This window comes from Embleya sp. NPDC050493 (genome assembly GCF_044458105.1).
Classification (GTDB): Bacteria; Actinomycetota; Actinomycetes; order Streptomycetales; family Streptomycetaceae; genus Embleya.
The window spans coordinates 171,326-192,939 of record NZ_JBITHP010000016.1 but is presented as its reverse complement, the minus strand read 5'-3'; the positions used below and the strand labels follow the sequence as shown (position 1 = coordinate 192,939).

Annotated in this window: 15 protein-coding genes; 2 read left to right on the top strand and 13 right to left on the bottom strand. The window is 72.6% G+C overall.

Annotated elements, in window-relative coordinates; translation table 11 throughout:
• Positions 1 to 18: 18 nt before the first annotated feature.
• Complete coding sequence (locus ACIBM5_RS28430) at positions 19 to 1,215, bottom strand: hypothetical protein (RefSeq protein ID WP_391585353.1); 1,197 nt, start codon at positions 1,213 to 1,215, stop codon at positions 19 to 21.
• Positions 1,216 to 1,518: 303 nt separating this feature from the next.
• The gene (gene guaA / locus ACIBM5_RS28425; RefSeq protein ID WP_391585354.1) at positions 1,519 to 3,108 is read right to left on the bottom strand and encodes a glutamine-hydrolyzing GMP synthase; all 1,590 of its coding nucleotides are present in this window, start codon (positions 3,106 to 3,108) and stop codon (positions 1,519 to 1,521) included.
• A 291-nt stretch (positions 3,109 to 3,399) separates the two neighbouring features.
• Here guaA and ACIBM5_RS28420 point away from each other — a divergent pair, with 291 nt between their 5' ends.
• On the top strand, positions 3,400 to 3,684 hold the full coding sequence (locus ACIBM5_RS28420) for a chorismate mutase (protein WP_396009361.1): 285 nt from the start codon (positions 3,400 to 3,402) through the stop codon (positions 3,682 to 3,684).
• A gap of 802 nt (positions 3,685 to 4,486) precedes the next feature.
• On the opposite strand, the gene ACIBM5_RS28415 is transcribed toward ACIBM5_RS28420, so the two are convergent.
• The 11 genes from ACIBM5_RS28415 to ACIBM5_RS28365 all read right to left on the bottom strand — a co-directional run bounded on the left by ACIBM5_RS28415 (position 4,487) and on the right by ACIBM5_RS28365 (position 20,628).
• Positions 4,487 to 6,073, bottom strand: coding sequence for a succinic semialdehyde dehydrogenase (locus ACIBM5_RS28415; RefSeq protein ID WP_396009360.1), 1,587 nt, complete (start codon positions 6,071 to 6,073; stop codon positions 4,487 to 4,489).
• 140 nt (positions 6,074 to 6,213) lie between these two features.
• Complete coding sequence (locus ACIBM5_RS28410; protein WP_396009359.1) at positions 6,214 to 7,599, bottom strand: dihydrolipoyl dehydrogenase family protein; 1,386 nt, start codon at positions 7,597 to 7,599, stop codon at positions 6,214 to 6,216.
• A gap of 259 nt (positions 7,600 to 7,858) precedes the next feature.
• Positions 7,859 to 9,709, bottom strand: coding sequence for a protein kinase (locus ACIBM5_RS28405; RefSeq protein ID WP_396009358.1), 1,851 nt, complete (start codon positions 9,707 to 9,709; stop codon positions 7,859 to 7,861).
• Between the two features lie 208 nt (positions 9,710 to 9,917).
• Positions 9,918 to 11,633 carry a serine/threonine-protein kinase gene (locus ACIBM5_RS28400; protein ID WP_396009357.1) on the bottom strand — a complete coding sequence of 572 codons (1,716 nt, stop codon included), beginning with the start codon at positions 11,631 to 11,633 and terminating at the stop codon, positions 9,918 to 9,920.
• Between the two features lie 338 nt (positions 11,634 to 11,971).
• On the bottom strand, positions 11,972 to 13,816 hold the full coding sequence (locus ACIBM5_RS28395) for a serine/threonine-protein kinase (protein ID WP_391585360.1): 1,845 nt from the start codon (positions 13,814 to 13,816) through the stop codon (positions 11,972 to 11,974).
• A gap of 265 nt (positions 13,817 to 14,081) precedes the next feature.
• Positions 14,082 to 15,788, bottom strand: coding sequence for a glycerol-3-phosphate dehydrogenase/oxidase (locus tag ACIBM5_RS28390; protein WP_396009356.1), 1,707 nt, complete (start codon positions 15,786 to 15,788; stop codon positions 14,082 to 14,084).
• Positions 15,789 to 15,993: 205 nt separating this feature from the next.
• Complete coding sequence (locus ACIBM5_RS28385) at positions 15,994 to 17,109, bottom strand: GuaB3 family IMP dehydrogenase-related protein (RefSeq protein ID WP_391585362.1); 1,116 nt, start codon at positions 17,107 to 17,109, stop codon at positions 15,994 to 15,996.
• A gap of 150 nt (positions 17,110 to 17,259) precedes the next feature.
• On the bottom strand, positions 17,260 to 18,762 hold the full coding sequence (gene guaB, locus ACIBM5_RS28380) for an IMP dehydrogenase (RefSeq protein WP_396009355.1): 1,503 nt from the start codon (positions 18,760 to 18,762) through the stop codon (positions 17,260 to 17,262).
• A gap of 224 nt (positions 18,763 to 18,986) precedes the next feature.
• The gene (locus ACIBM5_RS28375) at positions 18,987 to 19,193 is read right to left on the bottom strand and encodes a hypothetical protein (RefSeq protein WP_020549177.1); all 207 of its coding nucleotides are present in this window, start codon (positions 19,191 to 19,193) and stop codon (positions 18,987 to 18,989) included.
• Entirely contained in the window at positions 19,190 to 19,783 is a 594-nt protein-coding gene (shbA, locus tag ACIBM5_RS28370; protein ID WP_391585530.1) for an RNA polymerase sigma factor ShbA, read from the bottom strand. Before shbA ends, ACIBM5_RS28375 begins: the two co-directional genes overlap by 4 nt.
• A 233-nt stretch (positions 19,784 to 20,016) precedes the next feature.
• Positions 20,017 to 20,628: a response regulator transcription factor gene (locus tag ACIBM5_RS28365; protein WP_020549179.1), complete on the bottom strand. Its 612-nt coding sequence runs from the start codon at positions 20,626 to 20,628 to the stop codon at positions 20,017 to 20,019.
• Positions 20,629 to 21,130: 502 nt separating this feature from the next.
• Here ACIBM5_RS28365 and ACIBM5_RS28360 point away from each other — a divergent pair.
• The gene (locus tag ACIBM5_RS28360) at positions 21,131 to 21,475 is read left to right on the top strand and encodes a WhiB family transcriptional regulator (protein WP_396009354.1); all 345 of its coding nucleotides are present in this window, start codon (positions 21,131 to 21,133) and stop codon (positions 21,473 to 21,475) included.
• The last annotated feature ends 139 nt before the right edge of the window (positions 21,476 to 21,614 follow it).

Sequence of the window (21,614 nt, the reverse complement as noted above, 5' to 3'; positions counted from 1 at the left end):
CCGGACCGGTGAATACGGCTAGGCCGTGATCTGGATCTCGTAGGGCGCCGACTCCACACCGGATGCCGAGACCACGCACAGCTCCACCCGGCCGGGCTCGACGTCGACCGGGACCGGGACGATCACGCACGCGTCGGACGGGTTGGCGAAGCCGGTGTCGGCCGGGATCAGCGGGACGTGTACGTGCACCGCGCCGAACTTGACCACCACCCGCGCGAGCAGGTCCGCCTCGTGCGAGCCGCCCGCGGCGAGGTTGATCCCGCGCACCTCGATGTCGTCGCCCTGGCGGACGGCGGAGTCCAGGTCGCCGCGGGAGCGCACGCGGACCACGGACAGGATCACCGGGCGGTCGTTCTCGGCCAGCTTGCCCGCGAGGTAGGTGACCACCGAGACCACGGCGAGCGCGACCAGCGTGGCCGGGATGTCCGGGAGCCGGTCCGGGTCGCGGGCCAGACCGACCACCACGAAGCCCACCGCGACCAGGTTGACCAGGACGTACTGCGCGTCCACGAAGGAGGCCCGGCCCGCGTCGTCGGTGACCAGGTCGCGCAGCGAGGCCTGGTCGGCGCGCAGCTTCTGCAGCACCCGCCGGCCGACCTTGTCGCCGACGATGCGCCGGACCGCGACCGCGGCCAGCAGGGGCGCGGCCACCAGGGTGATCTGGTCCAGGGCGACGTTGCCGAGTCGATCCAGCAGTCGGTCCCGCTCGCCGTCCCCGGAGGCCGAGGCGAGCCGCATGCCCAGGAAGGCGAAGCAGTACATCAGCGCCACCATCCACAGCGCCGCGACCGCCTTGGAGGTGGACAGGCGGCCGTCCAGGCCGCGTACGGGCGCGAACACGCCACCACTCGCCCGGGCCGCCCACCCGACCACGCTGAGCGCTCCGGCGACCACCACGGCGGCCACGATCCCGGCGGTGCGCGCGCCGGTCCAACCGGCGCCGATCGCGGTGAGCGCCTGGACCAGGACGAGCACGGCGACCAGGAGCCACAACACGATCAGCGCGCGCCCGCCCAGCACTTGCAGCCACGCCCGCCCCTGGGCCCGGCGTACGGCGGCCAACTCCTGTGCCTTGCCGCGCAGTTCGTCGGAGATCCACTGGCGTGCGCCGCCGTCGGAGTGGGCGACGGCCGAGGGCACGCCCTCCTTGCGGGCCAGGGCCCGCCTCAGCGTCTCGAAATCGGCGACGGTCCTGCGGTATTCCTCCCGGACCACGCAATGACAGTCCGGTCCGTGCACACCGACACCGTGCGCCACTTCGCCACGCCCTCCCCACCACCACATACGAACGAGCTCGTTCAGCGGCACATTGTGCCGCATCCGAGGGGGGTCGCACGGGCCCGGTCGAGGGATCGCACGGTTTGTCGACCGAACACCTGATGCGGCGTCAACCCCGGTGCCGCACAAGGCGTCCCGCCGGCCCCTCGACAGGGTCTCGGCGAACCCCGCGAACGCCGCCGGCCCCCGCCCGGGATCGGGCGGGGGCCGGCGGCGAACACGTGCGGTCCGTCGGTGGGACTACTCCCACTCGATGGTGCCCGGGGGCTTGCTGGTGACGTCCAGCGTGACCCGGTTGATCTCCCGGACCTCGTTGGTGATCCGGTTGGAGATCCGGGCCAGCAGGTCGTAGGGCAGGCGCGACCAGTCGGCCGTCATGGCGTCCTCGGAGGACACCGGGCGCAACACGATCGGGTGGCCGTAGGTGCGGCCGTCACCCTGCACACCCACCGAGCGCACGTCGGCGAGCAGCACGACCGGGCACTGCCAGATCTCCCGGTCCATGCCCGCGCGGGACAACTCCTCGCGAGCGATCGCGTCCGCCTCGCGCAGGATCTCCAGCCGGTCGGCGGTGACCTCGCCGATGATCCGGATGCCCAACCCCGGGCCCGGGAACGGCTGGCGCCAGACGATCTCGGACGGCAGGCCCAGTTGCTCGCCGACCGCGCGCACCTCGTCCTTGAACAGCTTGCGCAGCGGCTCGATCAGCTTGAACTGGAGGTCCTCGGGCAGTCCGCCGACGTTGTGGTGCGACTTGATGTTCGCGGTGCCGGTGCCGCCGCCGGACTCCACCACGTCCGGGTACAGCGTGCCCTGGACCAGGAACTCGACCTCTTCGCCGTGCGCGCCGGCCTCGGCGACCACCTCGGCCGCGGCCTGCTCGAACACGCGGATGAACTCGCGTCCGATGATCTTGCGCTTCTCCTCGGGGTCGGTGACCCCGGCGAGCGCGGTCAGGAACCGCTCCTGCGCGTTCACCACCTTGAGCGAGACGCCGGTGGCCGCGACGTAGTCGCGCTCGACCTGCTCGGGCTCGTCCTTGCGCAGCAGACCGTGGTCCACGAACACGCAGGTGAGCTTGTCCCCGACCGCGCGCTGCACCAGCGCCGCGGCGACCGCGGAGTCCACCCCGCCGGACAGACCGCAGATCACGTGCTTGTCGCCGACCTGCTCGCGGATCAGCTCGATCTGCTCCTCGACGATGTTGACCATCGTCCAGTTCGCCGCGAGCCCGGCGCCCACCTTCAGGAAGCGCTCCAGGATCGCCTGGCCGTGCTCGCTGTGCATCACCTCGGGGTGGTACTGCACGCCGTACAGCCGCGCCCGGTCGTTCTCGATCGCGGCGACCGGCGCGCCCGCGCTGGTCGCGGTGACCGCGAAGCCGGCCGGCGCACCGGAGACCGAGTCGCCGTGCGACATCCACACCGACAGGTCGGCGGGCAGCCCGTCGAACAAGGTGCTCGTCGTGCCGGTCACCGTCAGCGGCGTCGCGCCGAACTCGGCGAGACCGGTCTTCTCGACCACGCCGCCCAGACCCTGCGCCATGGCCTGGAAGCCGTAGCAGATGCCGAGCACCGGGACACCGGCCTCGAACAGCGCCGGGTCGATGCTGGGCGCCTCGTCCGCGTACACCGAGGAGGGGCCGCCGGACAGGATGATCGCGGCCGGCCGCTTCGCGAGCATGTCCGCCACGGGCATGCTGTGCGGCACGATCTCGCTGTACACGCGCGCCTCGCGCACCCGGCGGGCGATGAGCTGGGCGTACTGGGCACCGAAGTCGACGACGAGGACGGTCTCGGTGCCGCCCCCGTCCGGGCTGGCAAAGGTCACGAGGGGCCTTCCGGCGAAGCGAAAAAAAGGGGTGGATGCCGATTCTACCGGCGCCGCGCGGGTGACCCCGGCTGGTGTCCGCGCCGGCGGGTTCGACATACTGGCACCATGTCCTCGTTCGACGTGACGCGCAGCTTTACCTATGGCATCGGGATCCCCGGCGCCACCGTCACCGCCTGAACGAGTACAGCCACAGGCAGACGAAGACGTCTCGGGTCCGGTACCCGGGGCGTCTTCGCGTTTTCCTTCGGCGCCCCGGAGCACGGACCCCCTCCGGAGAGCAGGCCATCGATGGAAGACACCACCACGAACCCGCGGACCCCCGACGACGTGATCGGCGCCGGCCGGGCCCGCATCGACGATCTCGACCGACGGATCATCGCGCTGATCACCGAGCGGGTGGACACCTCCGCGGAGATCCAGCGGATCCGCGTCGCGTCCGGCGGCGCACGCGTGCAGTTGACCCGCGAGATGGAGGTCATCGCCCGCTACCGCGAGGGGTTGGGCAAGCCCGGGACGACCGTGGCGCTGACGCTTCTGGAACTGTGTCGCGGTCGGGTCCGCCCGCAGGCGTAACCTCACCGCGTCGGCCGTCGTTGTGACTGATGGCCGGCCCGCTTGATGCGCGGGCCGGGCACGCAAGGCCGCCGACGCGATGAGGCGCGCTCGACCAGTGCGCCGTGGGACCTCGCGTTGGTGTCGTGACCGGGACGCAGGGGACAGCAACCGGTCACAACCCCGCCGGGGGGGGGGGGGGGGGGGGGGGGGGGGGGGGGCCCCGCGCCCCCCCCGGCCGGGGGCGCGGCCGCGCGCCGCCCCCCCCCCCCCCCCCCGCCCCCGCCCCCCGCGCGCCCCCCCCCCCCCCCCCCCCCCCCCCCCGCGCCTTGGGGCCGATCCGTGGATCGCCCCGAACGCACCGAACTCCGACGTGCCTCATTCACCGCAAAGCATTCACCGCGAAGCGGATCTTTCACGCCATTGCCGCCGGCAGCGCCAAGAGTAGCGGGATTCCCGCCCCGCATCGGCGGTTCCGCCGAACCGCGAACCCGAGCCAAAGGCGTCCGGTTAGCGCAAATGATGATCATTAACCGGTCGATAGATGTCACTTTGTCCCGACTTGGCGTCACCCACTCCGCCCCCGCTCGCGGCCCGGAATTCACCCTTCCGCACCCGCACGCCCCGCGAGCCGCACCTCACGCCCCCACACCCCGACCGCACCCGGCACGAAGCGACCGCCCACCGCGGCCCCGAAGGGGACAGGCACCCCCGCCCCCGGCCACGGGGCCCCGGTCCGCCCACCCCCGCCCGAAATCCGCAACCTTCCCACCTCACGCGACGGTCGGGCGGGTGGGCACGAAAACCCACCCCAAGCGAAGCGCTACCGCACCCGAAGCACCTTCATCACCCGCAGCGACAGGGTCAGCGACCGCGCCCACTGTTCGTCGCTCATCCCGAACGGCGCGGCGATCGGCAACAGCCGCTGGGTCGCAACGGTCTGTGCCTCGGTGAACTTCATGATGCCCTCGGCGCCGTGCCGCCGACCGAGCCCGGAGTCGCCCATGCCACCCATCGGCGCACCCGCGCTGCCGTAGGCCGCCGCGTAGCCCTCGTTGACGTTCACCGTGCCCGCACGCAGCCGCCGCGCGAGCGCGCCGCCGTGTCGGGTGTTCCGCGTCCACACGCTCGCGTTGAGCCCGTACGCGGTCTCGTTCGCGCGGGTGACGACCTCTTCCTCCTCGGTGAACCGGTACACCGACACCACGGGGCCGAACGTCTCCTCGGCGCAGACCGCCATCTCGGGTGTGACGTCCGCGAGCACCGTCGGCTCGTAGAACAGCGGCCCCAGGTCCGGTCGCGCGGTGCCGCCGATCAGCACCCGCGCACCCGCCGCCCGGGCCTCGTCCACGTGGCGCGTGACCGCCTGCAACTGGCGGCGCGAGACCAGCGAGCCCATGTCGGTGTCCCACGCGTAGCCGGCCGCGAGCCGCATGGTCTGGATCCGGGCCAGGAAGCGGTCCAGGAACGCGTCGTGGATGTCGGCGTGCACGTACATCCGCTCGATCGAGATGCACAGTTGGCCGGCCGAGGAGAAGCACGCGCGCACCGCGCCCTCCGCGGCCCGGTCCAGGTCCGCGTCCGCCAGCACGATCATCGCGTTCTTGCCGCCCAGTTCCAGCGACGCGCCGACCAGGCGTGCGGCGGCTCGTTGGGCCACCTCGCGGCCCGTGCGGGTGGAGCCGGTGAAGCCGACGTAGTCCGCACCCTCGACCACCGCGGTGCCGACCACCGGGCCGTCGCCGAGCACGATCTGCCACAGGTCCTCGGGCAGGCCGCATTCGATCAGCACGTCCTGAGCCCACAGCGCGGTGAGCGCGGTCTGCGTGTCCGGCTTCATCACCACCGCGTTGCCCGCGATGAAGGCCGGGATCGCGTCGCCGATGGACAGCGCCAGCGGATAGTTCCACGGCGAGACCAGGCCGACCACGCCCTTGGGGTGCCGCACCTCGATCGCCTTCGTCAGCACCGGCAGCGCCCCGGCGCGACGGCGCTCGCGCAGATAACCCACGGCCCGCCGGCCGTAGTGCCGCGAGCACAGCGCGACGTCCAGGACCTCCTCGAACGCGTGCTTGCGGGCCTTGCCGGTCTCGGTCTGGATGATGTCCAGGATCTCCGACTGACGCTCCAGGACCCTGTCGTGGAAGCGCAGGAACACCGCCGTCCGCTCACGCACGGAACGTTTGGCCCACGCGGTCTGCGCGAGCCGCGCGCGGGCGAAGGCGGAGGTGACGTTCTCCGGCGTGGACTCGGGGAGCTCGGCGATCGGCGATCCGTCGAACGGACTCCTGGTGGTCACCATGGTCGGCACGGGGCCGGTCACCACGCGCCGGGCGAGCCGCTCGACGGGCAGGCTCGGCAGGTCGATGGGTGCTGCTGCTGCGGGCGCGGGCGCTGCGATGTCCGTCATGGCGCCAGCGTAGACAGCACTACTTTCCGGTAACAAGGACCGCTCGCCGCAAGGGCGGGCACAATCCGCGTACCCGCCCCGAACGACCGGCCGAAAGCCCTCGCCCGCCCCGCCGTGCTCGGTCCGTGCTCGGTCCGTACTCAGTCCGTGTCGAGGTCCGCCAGCGCCGATTCGATCGTGCGGTGGTAGGTCGGATACGCGTACATCATGTCCCGCAGCGTGGCGACCGGGACCGCCGCGCGCACGGCCACCGCGAGTGCGCCCAGGATCTCGCCGCCGGCCGGACCCGCGGCGGTCGCACCGACGAGCACACCCCGGTCGACGTCCTCGATCACCTTCACGAAACCCCGCGCGCCGGTGATGTGCCCGCGTGAGGAGGCGGCCAGATCGGCGATGCCGACCCGCACGGTGAGGCCGGCGGCCCGGGCCTGATGCTCCGTCAGGCCCACCGCGCCGATCTCCGGGTCGATGAACGTCACCCGCGGCAGCGCGCTGTGGTCCGCGTCGGGACCCGCCGCACCGCGGCCCGTCGTGTGCAGGATCGCCTTGGTCACGATGGCCGACTGGTACATCGCCACGTGGGTGAACGCGCCCTGTCCGGTGACGTCGCCGACCGCCCAGACCGCCGGCGGCTCGCCACCGGGCTGCACCCGCAACTGCCCGTCCACCGGCAGCGCGTGCGCGTGCGGGTCGACGCCGAGCGCCTCGGCGCCGAGGGCGACCAGGTCCACCCGGCGGCCGGTGGCCACCAGCAGCTTCTCCGCCTCGATCGTGCGCCCGTCGGACAGCGAGAGCGTGAAGGTCCTGCCGTCGTGCGCGGCCTGCTCGGCCCGCACCCCCAGGTGGATCCGCACGCCGTCCTCGGTCAGCGCCCACGCGGCCAGGTCCGAGGATTCGGGATCCTCGACGGCCAGCACCCGGTCGCCGTTCTCCACGATCGTCACGTCCGTGCCGAACCGGACGAACACCTGGGCCAGTTCCAGACCGATCGCGCCGCCGCCGAGCACCGCGAGCGAGCGCGGTGCCGCAGCCGCCTCGATCGCCTCGCGATTGGTCCACAGCGGGGTGTCCGCCAGGCCCTCGATCGGCGGGACGAACGCCTTCGTGCCGGTGCCGACCACGATCGCGTGCCGGGCCCGGAAGCGCCGCACGACGCCGTCGGCGTCGGTCGCCTCGACCGTGTCCACGTCGGTGATCCGGCCGGCGCCGCGCACGAAGGTCATGCCCTTGTCCACGAGCCGGTCCACGGCGGCCCGATCGTTCCAGTCGGCGGTGAGCTCGCGCACCCGCGCGGCGACCTTCGACCAGTCCGGCCGCGCCTCGAACCGGGCCAGGTCGGCCGCGTGCACCATCGCCTTGGACGGGATGCAGCCCCAGTACGGACACTCGCCGCCGACCAGGCCGTCCTCGATGCCCACCACCTCCAGCCCGGCCGCGGCCAGGTTGCCGGCGACGGCCTCACCGCCGACGCCGAGACCGAGCACGATCACGTCGACGTCGATGGGGTCGGGGGACTGCGGGCTCACGGGTACCTCCGGGTGGGTCGGGTAATTCGCACGGTACCCCGCCGGATCCGATGATTCGGCGAGCGGCGCCGCGCGCGGGGTGCCGGCGGCCGTCCGGTTCCGCCGATCACCCGGTCGGGTCGATCCGTCGGTCCCGTCCGCCGCCGTGCGGGATCGCCGGCTCGGTTCCGCCGGCTTGCCGTTCGGTCGGCCGGAAACCGCTTGGTTCCGATCGCCGGCTCGGCTCCGCCGGCGAACCGCTCGGTCGGCCGGAAACCGCTCAGTTCTGCCGGAAGTAGCTCGCGACGTTCTGGAACGCGTCGTGAGCCTTGGTCCAGTCGGTCTCGTACGACGCGACGTAGATCGCGTAGTCGGTGTTCCTGTCGGTGACGATGCCCAGGTCCATCGCGTGCGCCGGCTTCTTGGTGCCGGTGGCGAGCGGGTCGCCGGTCCAGGTGAACTCCCAGACGGCCGCCTGCCAGCCCGGCCGATATCCGGCGTAGTCGTCGAGCTGGATCTGCTTGTAGCTCGTCGAGTAGGCGGCCTTGAAGTTCTTCTCGTTGGTGCGGAAGTTGGCGAGCGGGTTCCCGCCGACCTTGGTCAGGCCGATCCGGATCAGCACCTTGCCGTCGGCGGTGCGGTAGTCGATCTGGTCCTTCTCCACCCCGGTCACCTCACGCTTGGCGCCGGTCGGCACGAACAGGCTGAAGCCCATCTGGTCCCTGGTCCACACATAGCCCGGCAGCGTGGCCGGCGCGGCCGTGCCGCCGCTCGAACTGCCCGGCGACGGCGGCTGGGCCGGTGGCACCACGGACGCGCCGGTGGACGTGGTGGGGCCGGAGGACTGGCCCGGCGTGCTCGGCGCGCCCGTCTGCGGCGCGGTCGGATTCGCGGCCGTGTCGTCCTTGCCGTCGTCCTTGGTGACCAGGATCCCCACCACCACCCCGCCCACGATCAGCGCGACCACGAGCGCGACGACCGCGACGACGCGACCGGTGCCGCGGCGACGCGGTTCGGGCACCGGGCGATACGGCTCCGGCGGGGTCTGCGGCGGATGCGGCGGCGCGCCGGCCATCGAGGAGGTGCGGGTCGCCGACGCTCCCGGGTCGGCGGGCGAATACCCCGGCTGCGACCACGCGCCGGGAGGGGTGTTGCCGCCCGGGTGCTGGGCCGCGCCGCTCTCGGATCCCGGCTGCGCGTGCTGGTGCGGGTCGTACGCCCCGGCCGGCGTGGTCGGCTGCTCCGGCGCCCCGAGGCTGTGCGTGGGCGGCGGCGGTACCGCGTCGAACTGCCGGGACGGCGTGGAGGCGGCCACCTCGCGCAGGATCCGGGCCCCCTCCTCGGCGCCCATCCGCTGGTCCGGGTCCTTGATCAGCCAGCCGTCGATCACCGCTTCGAGGGCGCCCGCGTGCCGGGGCGGATCGGCCTGGTCGGTCAGGATCGCGTTCAACGTGCTGATCATCGTGCCCCGGCGGAACGGGTTCCGGCCCTCCACCGCCATGTAGAGCACGACCGCCAGCGACCACAGGTCGGCGGCGAGCAACGGACGTCTGCCCTCGGCCCGTTCGGGCGCCAGGAAGTCCGGCGAGCCGACCAGCATGCCGGTCGTGGTCAGCGTCGCGGTGCCGGTCGCGGTGGCGATGCCGAAGTCGGTGAGCACCACCCGCCCGTGCGTGGTGACCAGGATGTTCGCGGGCTTGACGTCGCGGTGCACCACGCCCTTCTCGTCGGCGGCGAGCAGCGCGTCGAGCACCTTGAGACCGAGTTCGGCGGCATCCGCCGGGGTCAGCGTGCCCTGGGTCTCCAGGATCTCGGCGAGCGACTGGGCCTCGACCAGCTCCATCACGATCCACGGGATGCCGCCGTCCTCGACCACGTCGTGGATGGTGATCACATTGGGGTGACCGATCCGGGCGGCCGCGCGCGCCTCGCGCAGCGTGCGCTCGCGGGCGAGCTCCTTCTCCTCGTCGTCGAGGTGGTCCGGCAGCCGCAACTCCTTGATCGCGACGTCTCGGTGCAGCATCTCGTCGACGGCACGCCACACCGTGCCCATGCCGCCTCGGCCGAGCATGGTGCCCAACCGGTAGCGCCCGCCGACGATCCGGCCGCGCGTGCCCCCGGTCTGTGCCACTTACCCTCCCCGCGTCAACCGACTGTCCCGCCGGCCATCTCCAGACTAGAACCCGTCACATTAGATGCGACGGCCCCGGGGTGCGGCGGGCGGATCGAAACCTCGGGGGCGCCGATCGCCCGCCCGGGTACGCGCCGGCGGAGCGCCGACCCGGCCCACGACAGCCGGCGGGTCGGCCGACAGGCGGTTCGCACGTGCCTTTCCCGGGTCAGTTCGTGGTACCCGCACCGCCCTCGTTGCGCGGCGCACCGCTCTGCGCACCACCGCTGCCGCCCTTGGACGCGTCGGTCGGCGGACGTGTGGTCACCGGCGGCCGGCTGGTGGTCGGCGGCCGGCTGGTGGTCGGCGGGCGCGACGTGGTCGGGGCCGTGGTGGACGGGCGGGCCGTGCCCGGGTCGGTGGTGTGGGTCGGCCGCGCGGTGCGGGTCGATCCACCGCCCTGGCTGCTGTTGCCCGAGGTCCCGGTGTCGTTCTGCCCGGCGCCGCCGGAGGTCCCGGTGGTGTGCAGGACGTTGCTGCGACCCTGGCTGCCCGGCGCGTTCGGGGCGACCGAGGCGCCCTGCGACACGCCGCCGTTCCCGGGCGAGTCCGAGCCGGTTTCGCCGTCGCCCTGCCTACCCAGCGCGGACGGCACCCAGATCGCCAGCGCGCTCACGGCGGCGACGACCATGGCTCCGAGCGCGATGGTGCGGCGCCGCTTCCTGGCTGCGGCGTTCGGCGCCGAGGACCCGGCGGAGCCGCCGGACCCGCCGGCCGCGCCGATCAGCACCGGGTTCGGCCGGTCGTCGGCGGTGGCCGAACCGTGCAGCGCGTCGGCGGGCGAGTAGGCGTGCTCCCCGGTCGTCGGGTAGCCGCCGGTCGGCCCGTCCGGATCGGCCCGACTCACCGCGCCGAACGGCGGCGCCGGGGTCACCGGCGGCTCCTGCTGCCACACCGGCGCCGGCGGCACCCGCGGCGTCTGCGGGGTGGGCGTCGGCTGCGGCGCGGGCTGCCGGGACGAGTGCGTGACGCCCCGCACACCGGCGGGGTCCTCCACCGTCGCGGTGCCCGGCGGGATCGGCAGCTCCACACCCCGCGCCTCGGAGGCCGGCACACCGCCGCTGACCAGAGCCGCCATCAGCAGTCGTTCGGTCTCGTCCTCGTCGGCGCGCTCCAGCGGGTCCTTGCGCAGCAGACCCTCGATCGCCGGCCACAACGCGCCGGACCGGCGCGGCGGCGCGGGCTCGTCGGTGAGCACGGCGGTGAGCGTGTCCATCGCGCCGGTGCGCCGGAACGGCGAGAAGCCCTCCACGGCCTGATACAGCGTCACCCCGAGCGACCACAGGTCCGAGGCGGGCCCGGGCCGACGGCCGAGCACACGTTCCGGCGCGAGGTATTCGGGCGACCCGACCAGCATCCCGGTCGCGGTGAGGGTGACCGAGCCGGCCACGGTGGCGATGCCGAAGTCGGTCAGCACGATCCGGCCGCCGGGCGCCATCAGGATGTTGCTGGGCTTCACGTCCCGGTGCAGCACGTCGGCGGCACGCGCGGCGCGCAGCGCGGCAAGCACCGCCAGGCCGACCTCGGCCGCCTCGTGCGGGGCCATCCGGCCCTCGTCCAGCACGTCGGTGAGCGAGGGCGCGCGGACCAGCTCCATCACGATCCACGGGCGCCCGTCGTCCTCGGCGACGTCGAAGATGGTGACCACGTTCGGGTGGGTGATCCGGGCCGCCGCGCGGGCCTCGCGCAGTGCGCGCTCGCAGCGCCCCTGGGTCTCCATCTCGTCCAGGTCGTCCGGTATCCGGACCTCCTTGACCGCGACGTCCCGGCGCAGCAGCTCGTCGAAGGCCAGCCAGACCGTGCCCATCCCGCCCCGACCGAGCGGTTCGCCCAACCGATAGCGCCCGTCCACCAAGCGACCGTGCGTGTCGCTGTCGTGTGCCACGTGGTCCTCCCCAAGACCGTGGACATCTCCCGATCCGCCTTGTCGGCGCGTCATTGGCGTCACGTGTAGGACGTCCGGCGTGCTCCGAAGGTTCCGCCCGAGGGATTGTGTTCGGCCACCCGGCGAAATCGCTCCGGGCCGTGACGAGGACCGAACGCACCGGCGCCGAACCGGAGTCCGGGCCAACGATCCGGAAGTCCCGGGTCCGGCCCGGAACAAGGGCATGTGTCGATCGTGCGGTGCGTGCTCCCCGGGGTCGGCGGCCGGCCCGGACGACGGTCGCCCGAACGCGCGTGCCGACCCGATCCTTCCCGGGTCGCCCCGGATCAACCCGCGACTCAACCCGCGATCGACAGGTGTCCGCGCGCGTGCTCGTAGTACGCGCCGGCGGTGCCCCACAGGTCGTCCCGCCCGCGCACGGTCAGCCAGTAGCGCACGCCGGACGTGGTGCGGACCACCAGGTCCTTGCCGTGATAGGTGGTCAGGTCCTGTCCGCGCCAGACGTACTCCCACTCCGCGGCCTCGTGCCCGCGGTAGTCGGTGACCCGCAGGAGCAGGCGTTCGTAGTCCTCGCCGTCCAACCGTTCCCGGCCGCCGATACTGCCGTGCTCGCGGTGCGCGACCGACTCCTCGGGGGCCATCACGATGCCCCGGTCGACGGTGACGGTCACCGAGATCAGCCGGTCCGGATCGGCCACCGTCAGGCCGCTGGGGCTGTCCGTGCAGGTCCAGCCCTCCGGGACGGGCAGCGCGAAGCCCAGATCGGTGCGTCGCCGACGGCGCAGTCGCGGTATCACCTTGTTGTCCACGAGCGGGCCGACCACCAGGCAGCCGCCGATCAGGGCGCCCACGACGATCGGATTCGGATTGATTTTCGCGGCCTCCAGGGCACCACCGGCGATCACTCCGAGCAACATCGCGACCGGCACGGACCGGGAGATCCGCCGGTGCGGCAGCACCAGCCACACGCTCAACGCGAGCGCGAGCAGCACGATCGTGTACATCCCGGTCCAGCTGCCGAACGCGGCCAGCCAGCGCGCGCCGGCGGCGGTGGCGATGCCCACCGAGGTCAGGATGGTCGTCCAGTGCCGGAACCACCAGCGCGGCCAGCGCCGGTAGCGGGCCCGGAAGACGCCGCCCTCGCGGGGCAGTCGCACGTTGGGCGAGGTCTCGTGCAGGCTGCCCCGGTGCGGCCGCGAGGCGCCGGTGCCGACCTTGCCCGGCGGCCGGGGGGTCTGCGAGCGAATCGCCGTCTGCGGTCGGCCGGACACCCGCACGCCGTGCCGACGGACCGGGCCGGGCCGGGAGCGGTCCGGTACGAAGCGCTCCGCGATCAGGCCGCCGGCCGGTGTGGGCGCGCCCTCGGCGACCTCCGCGAGCAGATCGCGCACGTGCTCCGGGGACGCGCGACGAGCGGGGTCCTTGACCATCAGCGCCCGGAGCACCGGGGTCAGCGGACCGGCCAGGAAGACCTCCGGGAAACGGCCCGCGGCGACCGCGGCGAGGGTGGCCGCGTGCGTGTTGCGGCGAAACGCCGGACGGCCCTCGACCGCCTCGAACAGGGTGGCGCCCAGCGACCACAGGTCGGCCTGTGGTCCGGGCGGCTCGCCGGCGATCTGCTCGGGTGCCAGGTATTCGGGCGATCCCACCATCGCGCCGGCCTGGGTGAGGGTCGCGCTGTCCTCGACCGAGGCGACCCCGAAGTCGGTGAGCACGACCCGGCCGTTGCGGGCGAGCAGCACGTTGGCGGGCTTGACGTCGCGGTGCAGCACACCGGCCTCGTGCGCGGCCTCCAGCGCGGCGAGCAGCCGCAGACCCAGCTCGGCGACCTGCTCGGGCGGGATCGGCCCCTCCTTGTCCAACTCCTGGGCCAACGAGAGACCGCGGACCAGCTCCATCACGATCCACGGCCGCCCGTCCTCCTCGGCCACGTCGAAGATGGTCACCACGTTCGGGTGGTCGATCCGGGCCGCCGCCCGGGCCTCGCGCAACATCCGCGCACTCAGCGTGCTGCGGTCGTCGTCGTCCACAAAGCGGGGCAGCCGCATCTCCTTGACCGCCACGTCGCGGTCGAGCATGGTGTCCACGGCCCGCCAGACCGTGCCCATCCCGCCCCGGCCCAGTTGATCACCCAGGCGGTATCGCCCCGCGACCAAACGCTCCGGTGCCTCCGGGTCGGTCAAATCTCTCGCTCCCCATGCAGCCGCGGCCCCGCCGCGCAATCGGGTGGTTGCCTTTCCCATACTCCAGTCCGGCGGCTGGTGGGGTCCACCGGTTCGGGGACGAACATCGCCGAAAGACACCTGGCCGGCGTATCGGTGGAACGCGGCGACGCCCGGGAAGGTGCCCACGCCGCCGGACGATCAACCGCGGCGGGCCCGACCGCCCGGATCCGCAGCGCGGTCGGACCCGACTCCGGCCGGGCGGTTCCCGGCCGGAGCAGCGCCGTCACCCGGGCACGATGTCCTGCGCACCCAGCCGCACCGCGTCCGCCGTGTGGTCGTCCATCTGCTCCTGCGAGGAGCGCTCCACCTCGATCCGCTTGAGGTAGTAGTGCACTTCCCGTCGCTGCTGCTCCTCCTCCCACCCGAGCACCCGGGCCATCAGCGCGGCACACGCGCGCGCGGCCCGGGCACCGCGGTCGAACATCTCGATCGACACCCGGGTCCGTCGATCCAACACGTCGTCCAGGTGCAGCGCGCCCTCGTGGGTGCACGCGTAGACCACCTCGGCGGCCAGATAGTCGTCCGCGCCGTCCAGCGGGTAGCCCAACTCCGGCTCGTCCGCGATCAGCGCGATCAGTTCCTCGATCATCGACCCGTACCGGTTCAGCAGGTGCTCCACCCGGGCCACGTGCAACCCGGCCCGGGCCGCGATCGAGGCCCGCGCGTTCCACAGCGCGGGATACCCCTCCGCTCCCGCCAGCGGCACCGTCTCGGTGCAACTCGGCGGGACCTTGCGGTCCAACCCGTGTACGGCCGCGTCCACCGCGTCCGAGGCCATCACCCGATACGTCGTGTACTTGCCGCCCGCGACCACCACGAGGCCGGGCACCGGGTGTGCCACGGTGTGCTCGCGCGAGAGTTGCGACGTGGCGTCCGACTCGCCCGCCAGCAGCGGGCGCAGGCCCGCGTACACACCCTCGACGTCCTCGCGGGTGAGCGGCACCGCCAGCACCCGATTCACGCGCTCCAACAGGTATTCGATGTCCGCCCGGCTCGCCGCGGGGTGCTCCTTGTCCAGGTCCCAACGGGTGTCCGTGGTGCCCACGATCCAGTGCCGGCCCCACGGGATCACGAACAGCACACTCTTCTCGGTGCGCAGGATCAGGCCGGTCGAGGAGTGGATGCGATCCTTGGGCACCACCAGGTGGATGCCCTTGGACGCGCGCACGTGGAACTGCCCGCGCTCGCCCACCATCGCCTGCGTCTCGTCGGTCCACACCCCGGTCGCGTTCACCACCTGCCCGGCCCGGATGTCGTACGTGCCGCCGGTCTCCATGTCGCGCACGTGCACGCCGACCACCCGCTCGCCCTCGCGCAGGAATCCGGTCACCGCGGCGCGCGAGGCCACCTGCGCGCCGTAGCCGGCGGCGGTGCGCACGAGCGTCAACGTGTAGCGCGCGTCGTCCATCTGCGCGTCGTGGTACTGCACCGCGCCCACCAGCGAGTCCTTGCGCAGCGCCGGGGCCAGGCGCAGCGCCTGACGTCGAGTCAGCTGCCGGTGCCGGGGCAGCCCGCGGCTGCGTCCGGCGGAGGCCGCCATCGCGTCGTAGAGCGTCACCCCGGCGGTGACGTACGGCCGTTCCCAGCCCCGCCCGCGCAGCGGATACAGGAACGACACCGGCTTGACCAGGTGCGGCGCGAGCGTCTGCAGCAGCAGCCCGCGCTCGCGCAACGCCTCGCGCACGAGCGCGAAGTCGAGCATCTCCAGGTAGCGCAGGCCGCCGTGGATCAGCTTGCTGGACCGGCTGGAGGTGCCGGACGCCCAGTCGCGCGCCTCCAGCAGGCCCACCGAGAGGCCGCGCGTGGCCGCGTCGAGGGCGGTACCCGCACCGACCACGCCGCCGCCCACCACGACCACGTCCGACTCGCGTTCGGCCATCCGTCGCAGCGCCCGCGTACGCTCCGCGGGTCCCATCGCCGTGGTCCGCATCAGCCACCTCCGAAACCGATCCCCACCTGCCGGACCACACCGATCGGGCGACTCGCCCCTCCCCCGTCTACCCAATGCCCGTGGGCCGGACCACGCGCCCCGTCGTCCCGAGTGCGTTCGGGCGTCGATGCCGGCCCACCGGGATCTCCGCCGCAACCGCGAACGGCCCCGAACACCAAGGGTGTTCGGGGCCGTTCGACTTCGGTCAGTGCGCGGGCGAGACCGTGACCTCGACCTGCTGGAACTTCTTCAGCTCCGAGTAGCCCGTGGTGGCCATCGCCCGACGCAGCGCGCCGAACAGGTTCATCGAGCCGTCGGACACGTGCGAGGGACCGAGCAGGATCTCCTCCAACGTGCCCACCGCGCCCAGGTTCATCCGCCGACCACGCGGCAGCTCGGGGTGGTGCGCCTCCGAGCCCCAGTGGTGGCCGGCGCCGGGGGCATCGCTCGCCCGGGCCAGCGCCGAGCCGATCATCACCGCGTCCGCGCCGCACGCGACGGCCTTGGCGATGTCGCCGCTGCGGCCCACGCTGCCGTCGGCGACCACGTGCACGTACCGACCACCCGACTCGTCGAGGTAGTCGCGGCGCGCCTCGGCCACGTCGGCCACCGCGGTCGCCATCGGCACCGCGACGCCGAGCACGCGGCGGGTGGTGTGCGCCGCGCCGCCGCCGAAGCCGACCAGGACACCGGCCGCGCCGGCCCGCATCAGGTGCAGGGCGCCCTGGTAGGTCGCACAACCGCCGACGATCACCGGCACGTCGAGGTCGTAGATGAACTGCTTGAGGTTCAGCGGCTCGGCCCGCCCGGACACGTGCTCGGCCGAGACCGTGGTGCCGCGGATCACGAACACGTCCACGCCCGCGTCGATCACGGCCTTGTGGTACTGCGCGGTGCGCTGCGGCGACAGCGCGGCGGCGGTGACCACGCCCGAGTCGCGGATCTGCTTGATCCGCGCGCCGATCAGTTCCTCCTTGATCGGCTCGGCGTAGATCTCCTGCATCCGCCGGGTGGCCGCGTCCTCGTCCAGCGCGCCGATCTCCTCGATCAGCGGCGTCGGGTCCTCGTAGCGCGTCCACAGCCCTTCGAGGTTGAGCACGCCCAGGCCGCCCATGCGACCGACCTCGATCGCGGTCTGCGGCGACACGACGCTGTCCATCGGCGCCGTCAGGAACGGCAACTCGAACCTGTACGCGTCGATCTGCCACGCGATCGAGACCTCTTCGGGGTCCCGGGTCCGCCGGCTGGGGACGATGGCGACGTCGTCGAAGTGATAGGCACGCCGGCCACGCTTGCCCCGGCCGATTTCGACCTCAGTCACGTTGCGCCTCTCCTGCTGGAATCGGTGGATGGGAAAACCCGTATCCCAGGGTACGGGGCGGGCAAACCGCCGAGAGGCCCCGCCCGCGGTACGGACGAAGCCCCTCGGGGTGCGGTGCGATCCGGCCCGGTCCGGCGGATCGCACCCGGACTAGCGCGAGTGGTAGTTCGGCGCTTCCTGGGTCATGTGGATGTCGTGCGGGTGCGACTCCTTGAGCCCGGCCGAGGTGATCCGCACGAAGCGGCCCTTGTCCTGGAGCTCGGCGACGGTGGCGGCGCCGGCGTAGCCCATCGACGCGCGCAGGCCGCCGATCAGCTGGTGCGCGACGGCGGAGAGCGGACCCCGGTAGGGGACCTGGCCCTCGATGCCCTCGGGGACCAGCTTGTCCTCGGAGAGCACGTCGTCCTGGAAGTAGCGGTCCTTGGAGAAGGACTTGGCCTGGCCGCGCGACTGCATCGCGCCGAGCGAGCCCATGCCCCGGTAGGACTTGAACTGCTTGCCGTTGATGAAGATCAGGTCGCCGGGGCTCTCCTCGCAGCCCGCGAGCAGGCTGCCGAGCATCACCGTGTCGGCGCCGGCCGCGATCGCCTTGGCGATGTCGCCGGAGTACTGCAGGCCGCCGTCGCCGATCACCGGCACACCCGCCGCGCGGGCCGCCTGGGCCGCCTCGTAGATCGCGGTGACCTGCGGCGCGCCCACGCCCGCGATCACTCGGGTGGTGCAGATCGAGCCCGGGCCGACGCCGACCTTGACGCCGTCCACGCCCGCGTCGATCAGGGCCTGCGCGCCGTCGCGGGTGGCGATGTTGCCGCCGATCACCTCGACCTTGGTGTTCGCCTTGACCTTGGCGATCATCTCCAGGACGTTGCGCGAGTGGCCGTGCGCGCTGTCCACCACGATGAAGTCGACGCCGGCCTCGACCAGCGCCTGCGCCCGGCGGTAGCTGTCGTCGCCGGTGCCGATCGCGGCGCCGACCACGAGCCGGCCGTCCGCGTCCTTGGTCGCGTTCGGGTACTGCTCGCTCTTGACGAAGTCCTTGACCGTGATGAGCCCGCGCAGCTTGCCCGCGTCGTCGATCAGCGGCAGCTTCTCCACCTTGTGCCGGCGCAGCAGTTCCATCGCCTGGTCGCCGGTGGTGCCGACCTTGCCGGTGACCAGCGGCATCGGGGTCATGATGTCGCGCACCCGGCGCGAGTGGTCGACCTCGAAGCGCAGGTCGCGGTTGGTCACGATGCCCAGCAGGCGACCGCTGTCGTCGGTGACCGGGACGCCGCTGATCCGGAACCGCGCGCACAGCGCGTCGACTTCCTGGAGCGTGGCGTCCGCGCCGATGGTGATCGGGTCCAGCACCATGCCGGCCTCGGAGCGCTTGACCGTGTCCGCCTGCGCGGCCTGGTCCTCGATCGAGAGGTTGCGGTGCAGCACGCCGACGCCGCCCTGACGGGCCATGGCGATCGCCATCCGGGCCTCGGTCACGGTGTCCATCGCGGAGGACAGCAGCGGGATCCGGACGCGAATGTTGCGGGTGACCCGGGCGGAGGTGTCCACCTCGCTCGGCACGACGTCGGACGCGCCCGGCAGCAGCAGGACATCGTCGTACGTCAGCCCGAGCATCGCGAACTTCTCGGGTACGCCGTCGGCCGTGAGACTCATGACACCTTCCGAAGGTATTCCGATGGACCGCTCCGCCGGCCCGCTCCCCGCCGGCCCGCTCCTCGAAAAGACGGGGGGCGGGTCCCCGGGTACGGCGGAACGCGCTCTCGGCAAGCGGATGGGTGGATTGAGGGTTCATGCTACTGGCCCCGCGCGGTGCTTCGAGCCCGCTTGCCGATGCTGAGCACAACCATCCACCGCATCCGCGCCATTCCCGGCCCACCTCAGCAGCGGTCGGGCACCGCCCGACGGCGGTTCGCCGCGGTGCCGTCGACCTCGGCGAGCAGCGCGCCGAACAGCCGAGCGACCCGGTCCTGGGCGGGGGTGGGGCGGCGCCTGCGCAACTGCTCGACGAGTTCGTCGTCCTGACGCAGCAGGCCCAGGTCGGCGGTGCCGGATCGGCCGCCGAGCCGCACACCGCCGCCGCTCACGCGGTCTTCTCCTCGCCCGCCAACGCCCTCAGGCGAGTCAGCGCACGATGCTGCGCGACTCGCACCGCACCGGGCGACATGCCCATCGCCCGCCCGGTCTCCTCGGCGGAGAGCCCGACGGCGACCCGCAGCACGAGCAGTTCGCGCAGGTTGTCGGGCAGCCGACCGAGCAGGGCCCGGGCGTGGGCGGCGTCACTGCGCCGCACCACCTGATCCTCGGGGCCCGGATGGTCGTCCACCGCCTCGGGCAGATCGCACGTGGGCACCGCGCCGCGCATCGCGGCGCGCTGCACGTCGACCACCTTGTGTGCCGCGATGCCGAACACGAACGCCTCGAACGGACGGCCCTCGTCGCGATAGCGCGGCAGTGCGGACAACACCGCCAGGCAGACCTCCTGCGCCGCGTCGTCCGCCGCGTGTTCGGCGCCGGAGACCCGACCCAGCCGGGCCCGGCAGTAGCGCAACACCAGTGGTCGGACGTACGCGAGCAGTTCGTCGGTCGCCTGCACGTCCCCTCGAACCGCGCGAACCACGACGGCACGCATGCCGTCGTCGGCCTGCGCGTGTGCTTCGTACGGCTCGTCCGGCATTCGCTCGGGGGTCCCACCCATGCCATTCAGTATGCAGGGATCGGCGACCGAATCGCGGCCATGCCGACCCGGGGGACTCATCCGGCCCCCCGGGCAACGGCAATCACCGCACGGACCCTCGCCCGTCGGGGCCCGCCGGCACGCGCGTCATCGCACAAGTCCCCACCGACCGTGCCCACCCGGGGAGCAACTCCCCGGGCCACCACGGCCGGGGGAGTCCTCGCGTACGTGCGTCATCGCACGAGTCCCCACCGGAATCCGAGCGCGACCGCATGGGCCCGGTCGGATGCGCCCAGCTTCTTGAACAGCCGGCGTGCGTGGGTCTTGACCGTGTCCTCCGACAGGAACAGCTCACGCCCGATCTCGGCGTTGCTGCGCCCGTGGCTCATGCCTTCGAGCACCTGGATCTCACGTGCCGTCAGGGTCGGCGCCACGCCCATGTCCGGCGAGCGCAGTCGCCGGGGTGCGAGCCGCCAGGTCGGATCGGCGAGCGCCTGGGAGACGGTCGCGCGCAGTTCCGCGCGCGACGCGTCCTTGTGCAGATATCCCCGAGCCCCGGCGGCGACCGCGAGGGCCACACCGTCCAGGTCCTCGGCCATCGTCAGCATGATCACCCGTGCGCCGGGGTCGCCGGCCAGGAGGCGGCGCACCGCCTCGACGCCGCCGAGCCCGGGCATCCGCACGTCCATGAGGACGAGATCGGACCGCTCCGCGCCCCAGCGCCGCAGTACCTCCTCGCCGCTCGTGGCCGTCGTCACCCTCTCGACGCCGGGGACCGTGGCCACCGCCCGCCGCAGGGTCTCCCGGACCAGCGGGGAATCGTCGCAGACCAGGACGGTCGTCATCGCCGGCCTCCGCAGTGGATCCGCGTCACGTTGAGCCTCCACGCCTGTACGTACCGTTTCCTTTGCGGCGGTCCCGAAGGACGGGGCACGGGGTTCGACCCCGACCGCCTTCGTCGCCAACCGCTTCACCCACCCCAACGAGCATCACTCGAAAGGGTTACGGGGGGAGTTCCGCTCCGCCGTTACGACAACGACACGACCGACCCCGAGGACACGCAGGGGTGATCCCTCGCGCACCCACCGTCACATTCCACGGCGTCCTCGCTCCGAATCCCGCCGGTTTGCGCCCACTCACGCCCCCCTACGCCCCTATACGCCACCAGAGTGAGTAATTTTTTCTGCTTTAGGTGCATAAGTGGGAATTAGGATTGGAACTGATCAATTCGTGACACAGTCGCACCTACTTCTGATCGCTTGATCACGACTGTTCTGCACGGTCTGCACCCGAGGTGGCAACCCTGCTCACCGACAACTCGTACGCGATAAGCAAGAGGGACGAGTCATGGCTGATTTCTCGCGACTCCCCGGCCCCAACGCCGATCTGTGGGACTGGCAGCTCTCGGCAGCCTGTCGCGGAGTCGACAGCGCACTGTTCTTCCATCCCGAAGGCGAGCGCGGCGCCGCCAGGGTCGCCCGAGAGGCTTCGGCCAAGGAAGTCTGCATGCGGTGCCCGGTCCGTCGCCAGTGCGCCACGCACGCCCTCAAGGTGCGCGAGCCGTATGGCGTATGGGGCGGGCTCACCGAGGACGAACGGGTCGAACTCGACAGCGACCGCCGGCACGGGGTCGCCGCGGAGCGGGCGGCGGCAGCCGTGGCGCACCGCGGGACCGAGGCGCTGAGGCACTGAGACATCGAAGGCCGCAACCGAACGAAGCTCGGCGGGGGGGGCCCCCCTGGGGGGCGGGCGCCCCGCGGGGGGGGCCCCGGGGGCCCGCGGGGGGGGGGGGGGGGGGGGGGCCCCCACCGGGGCCAGTGGCAGTCCACCC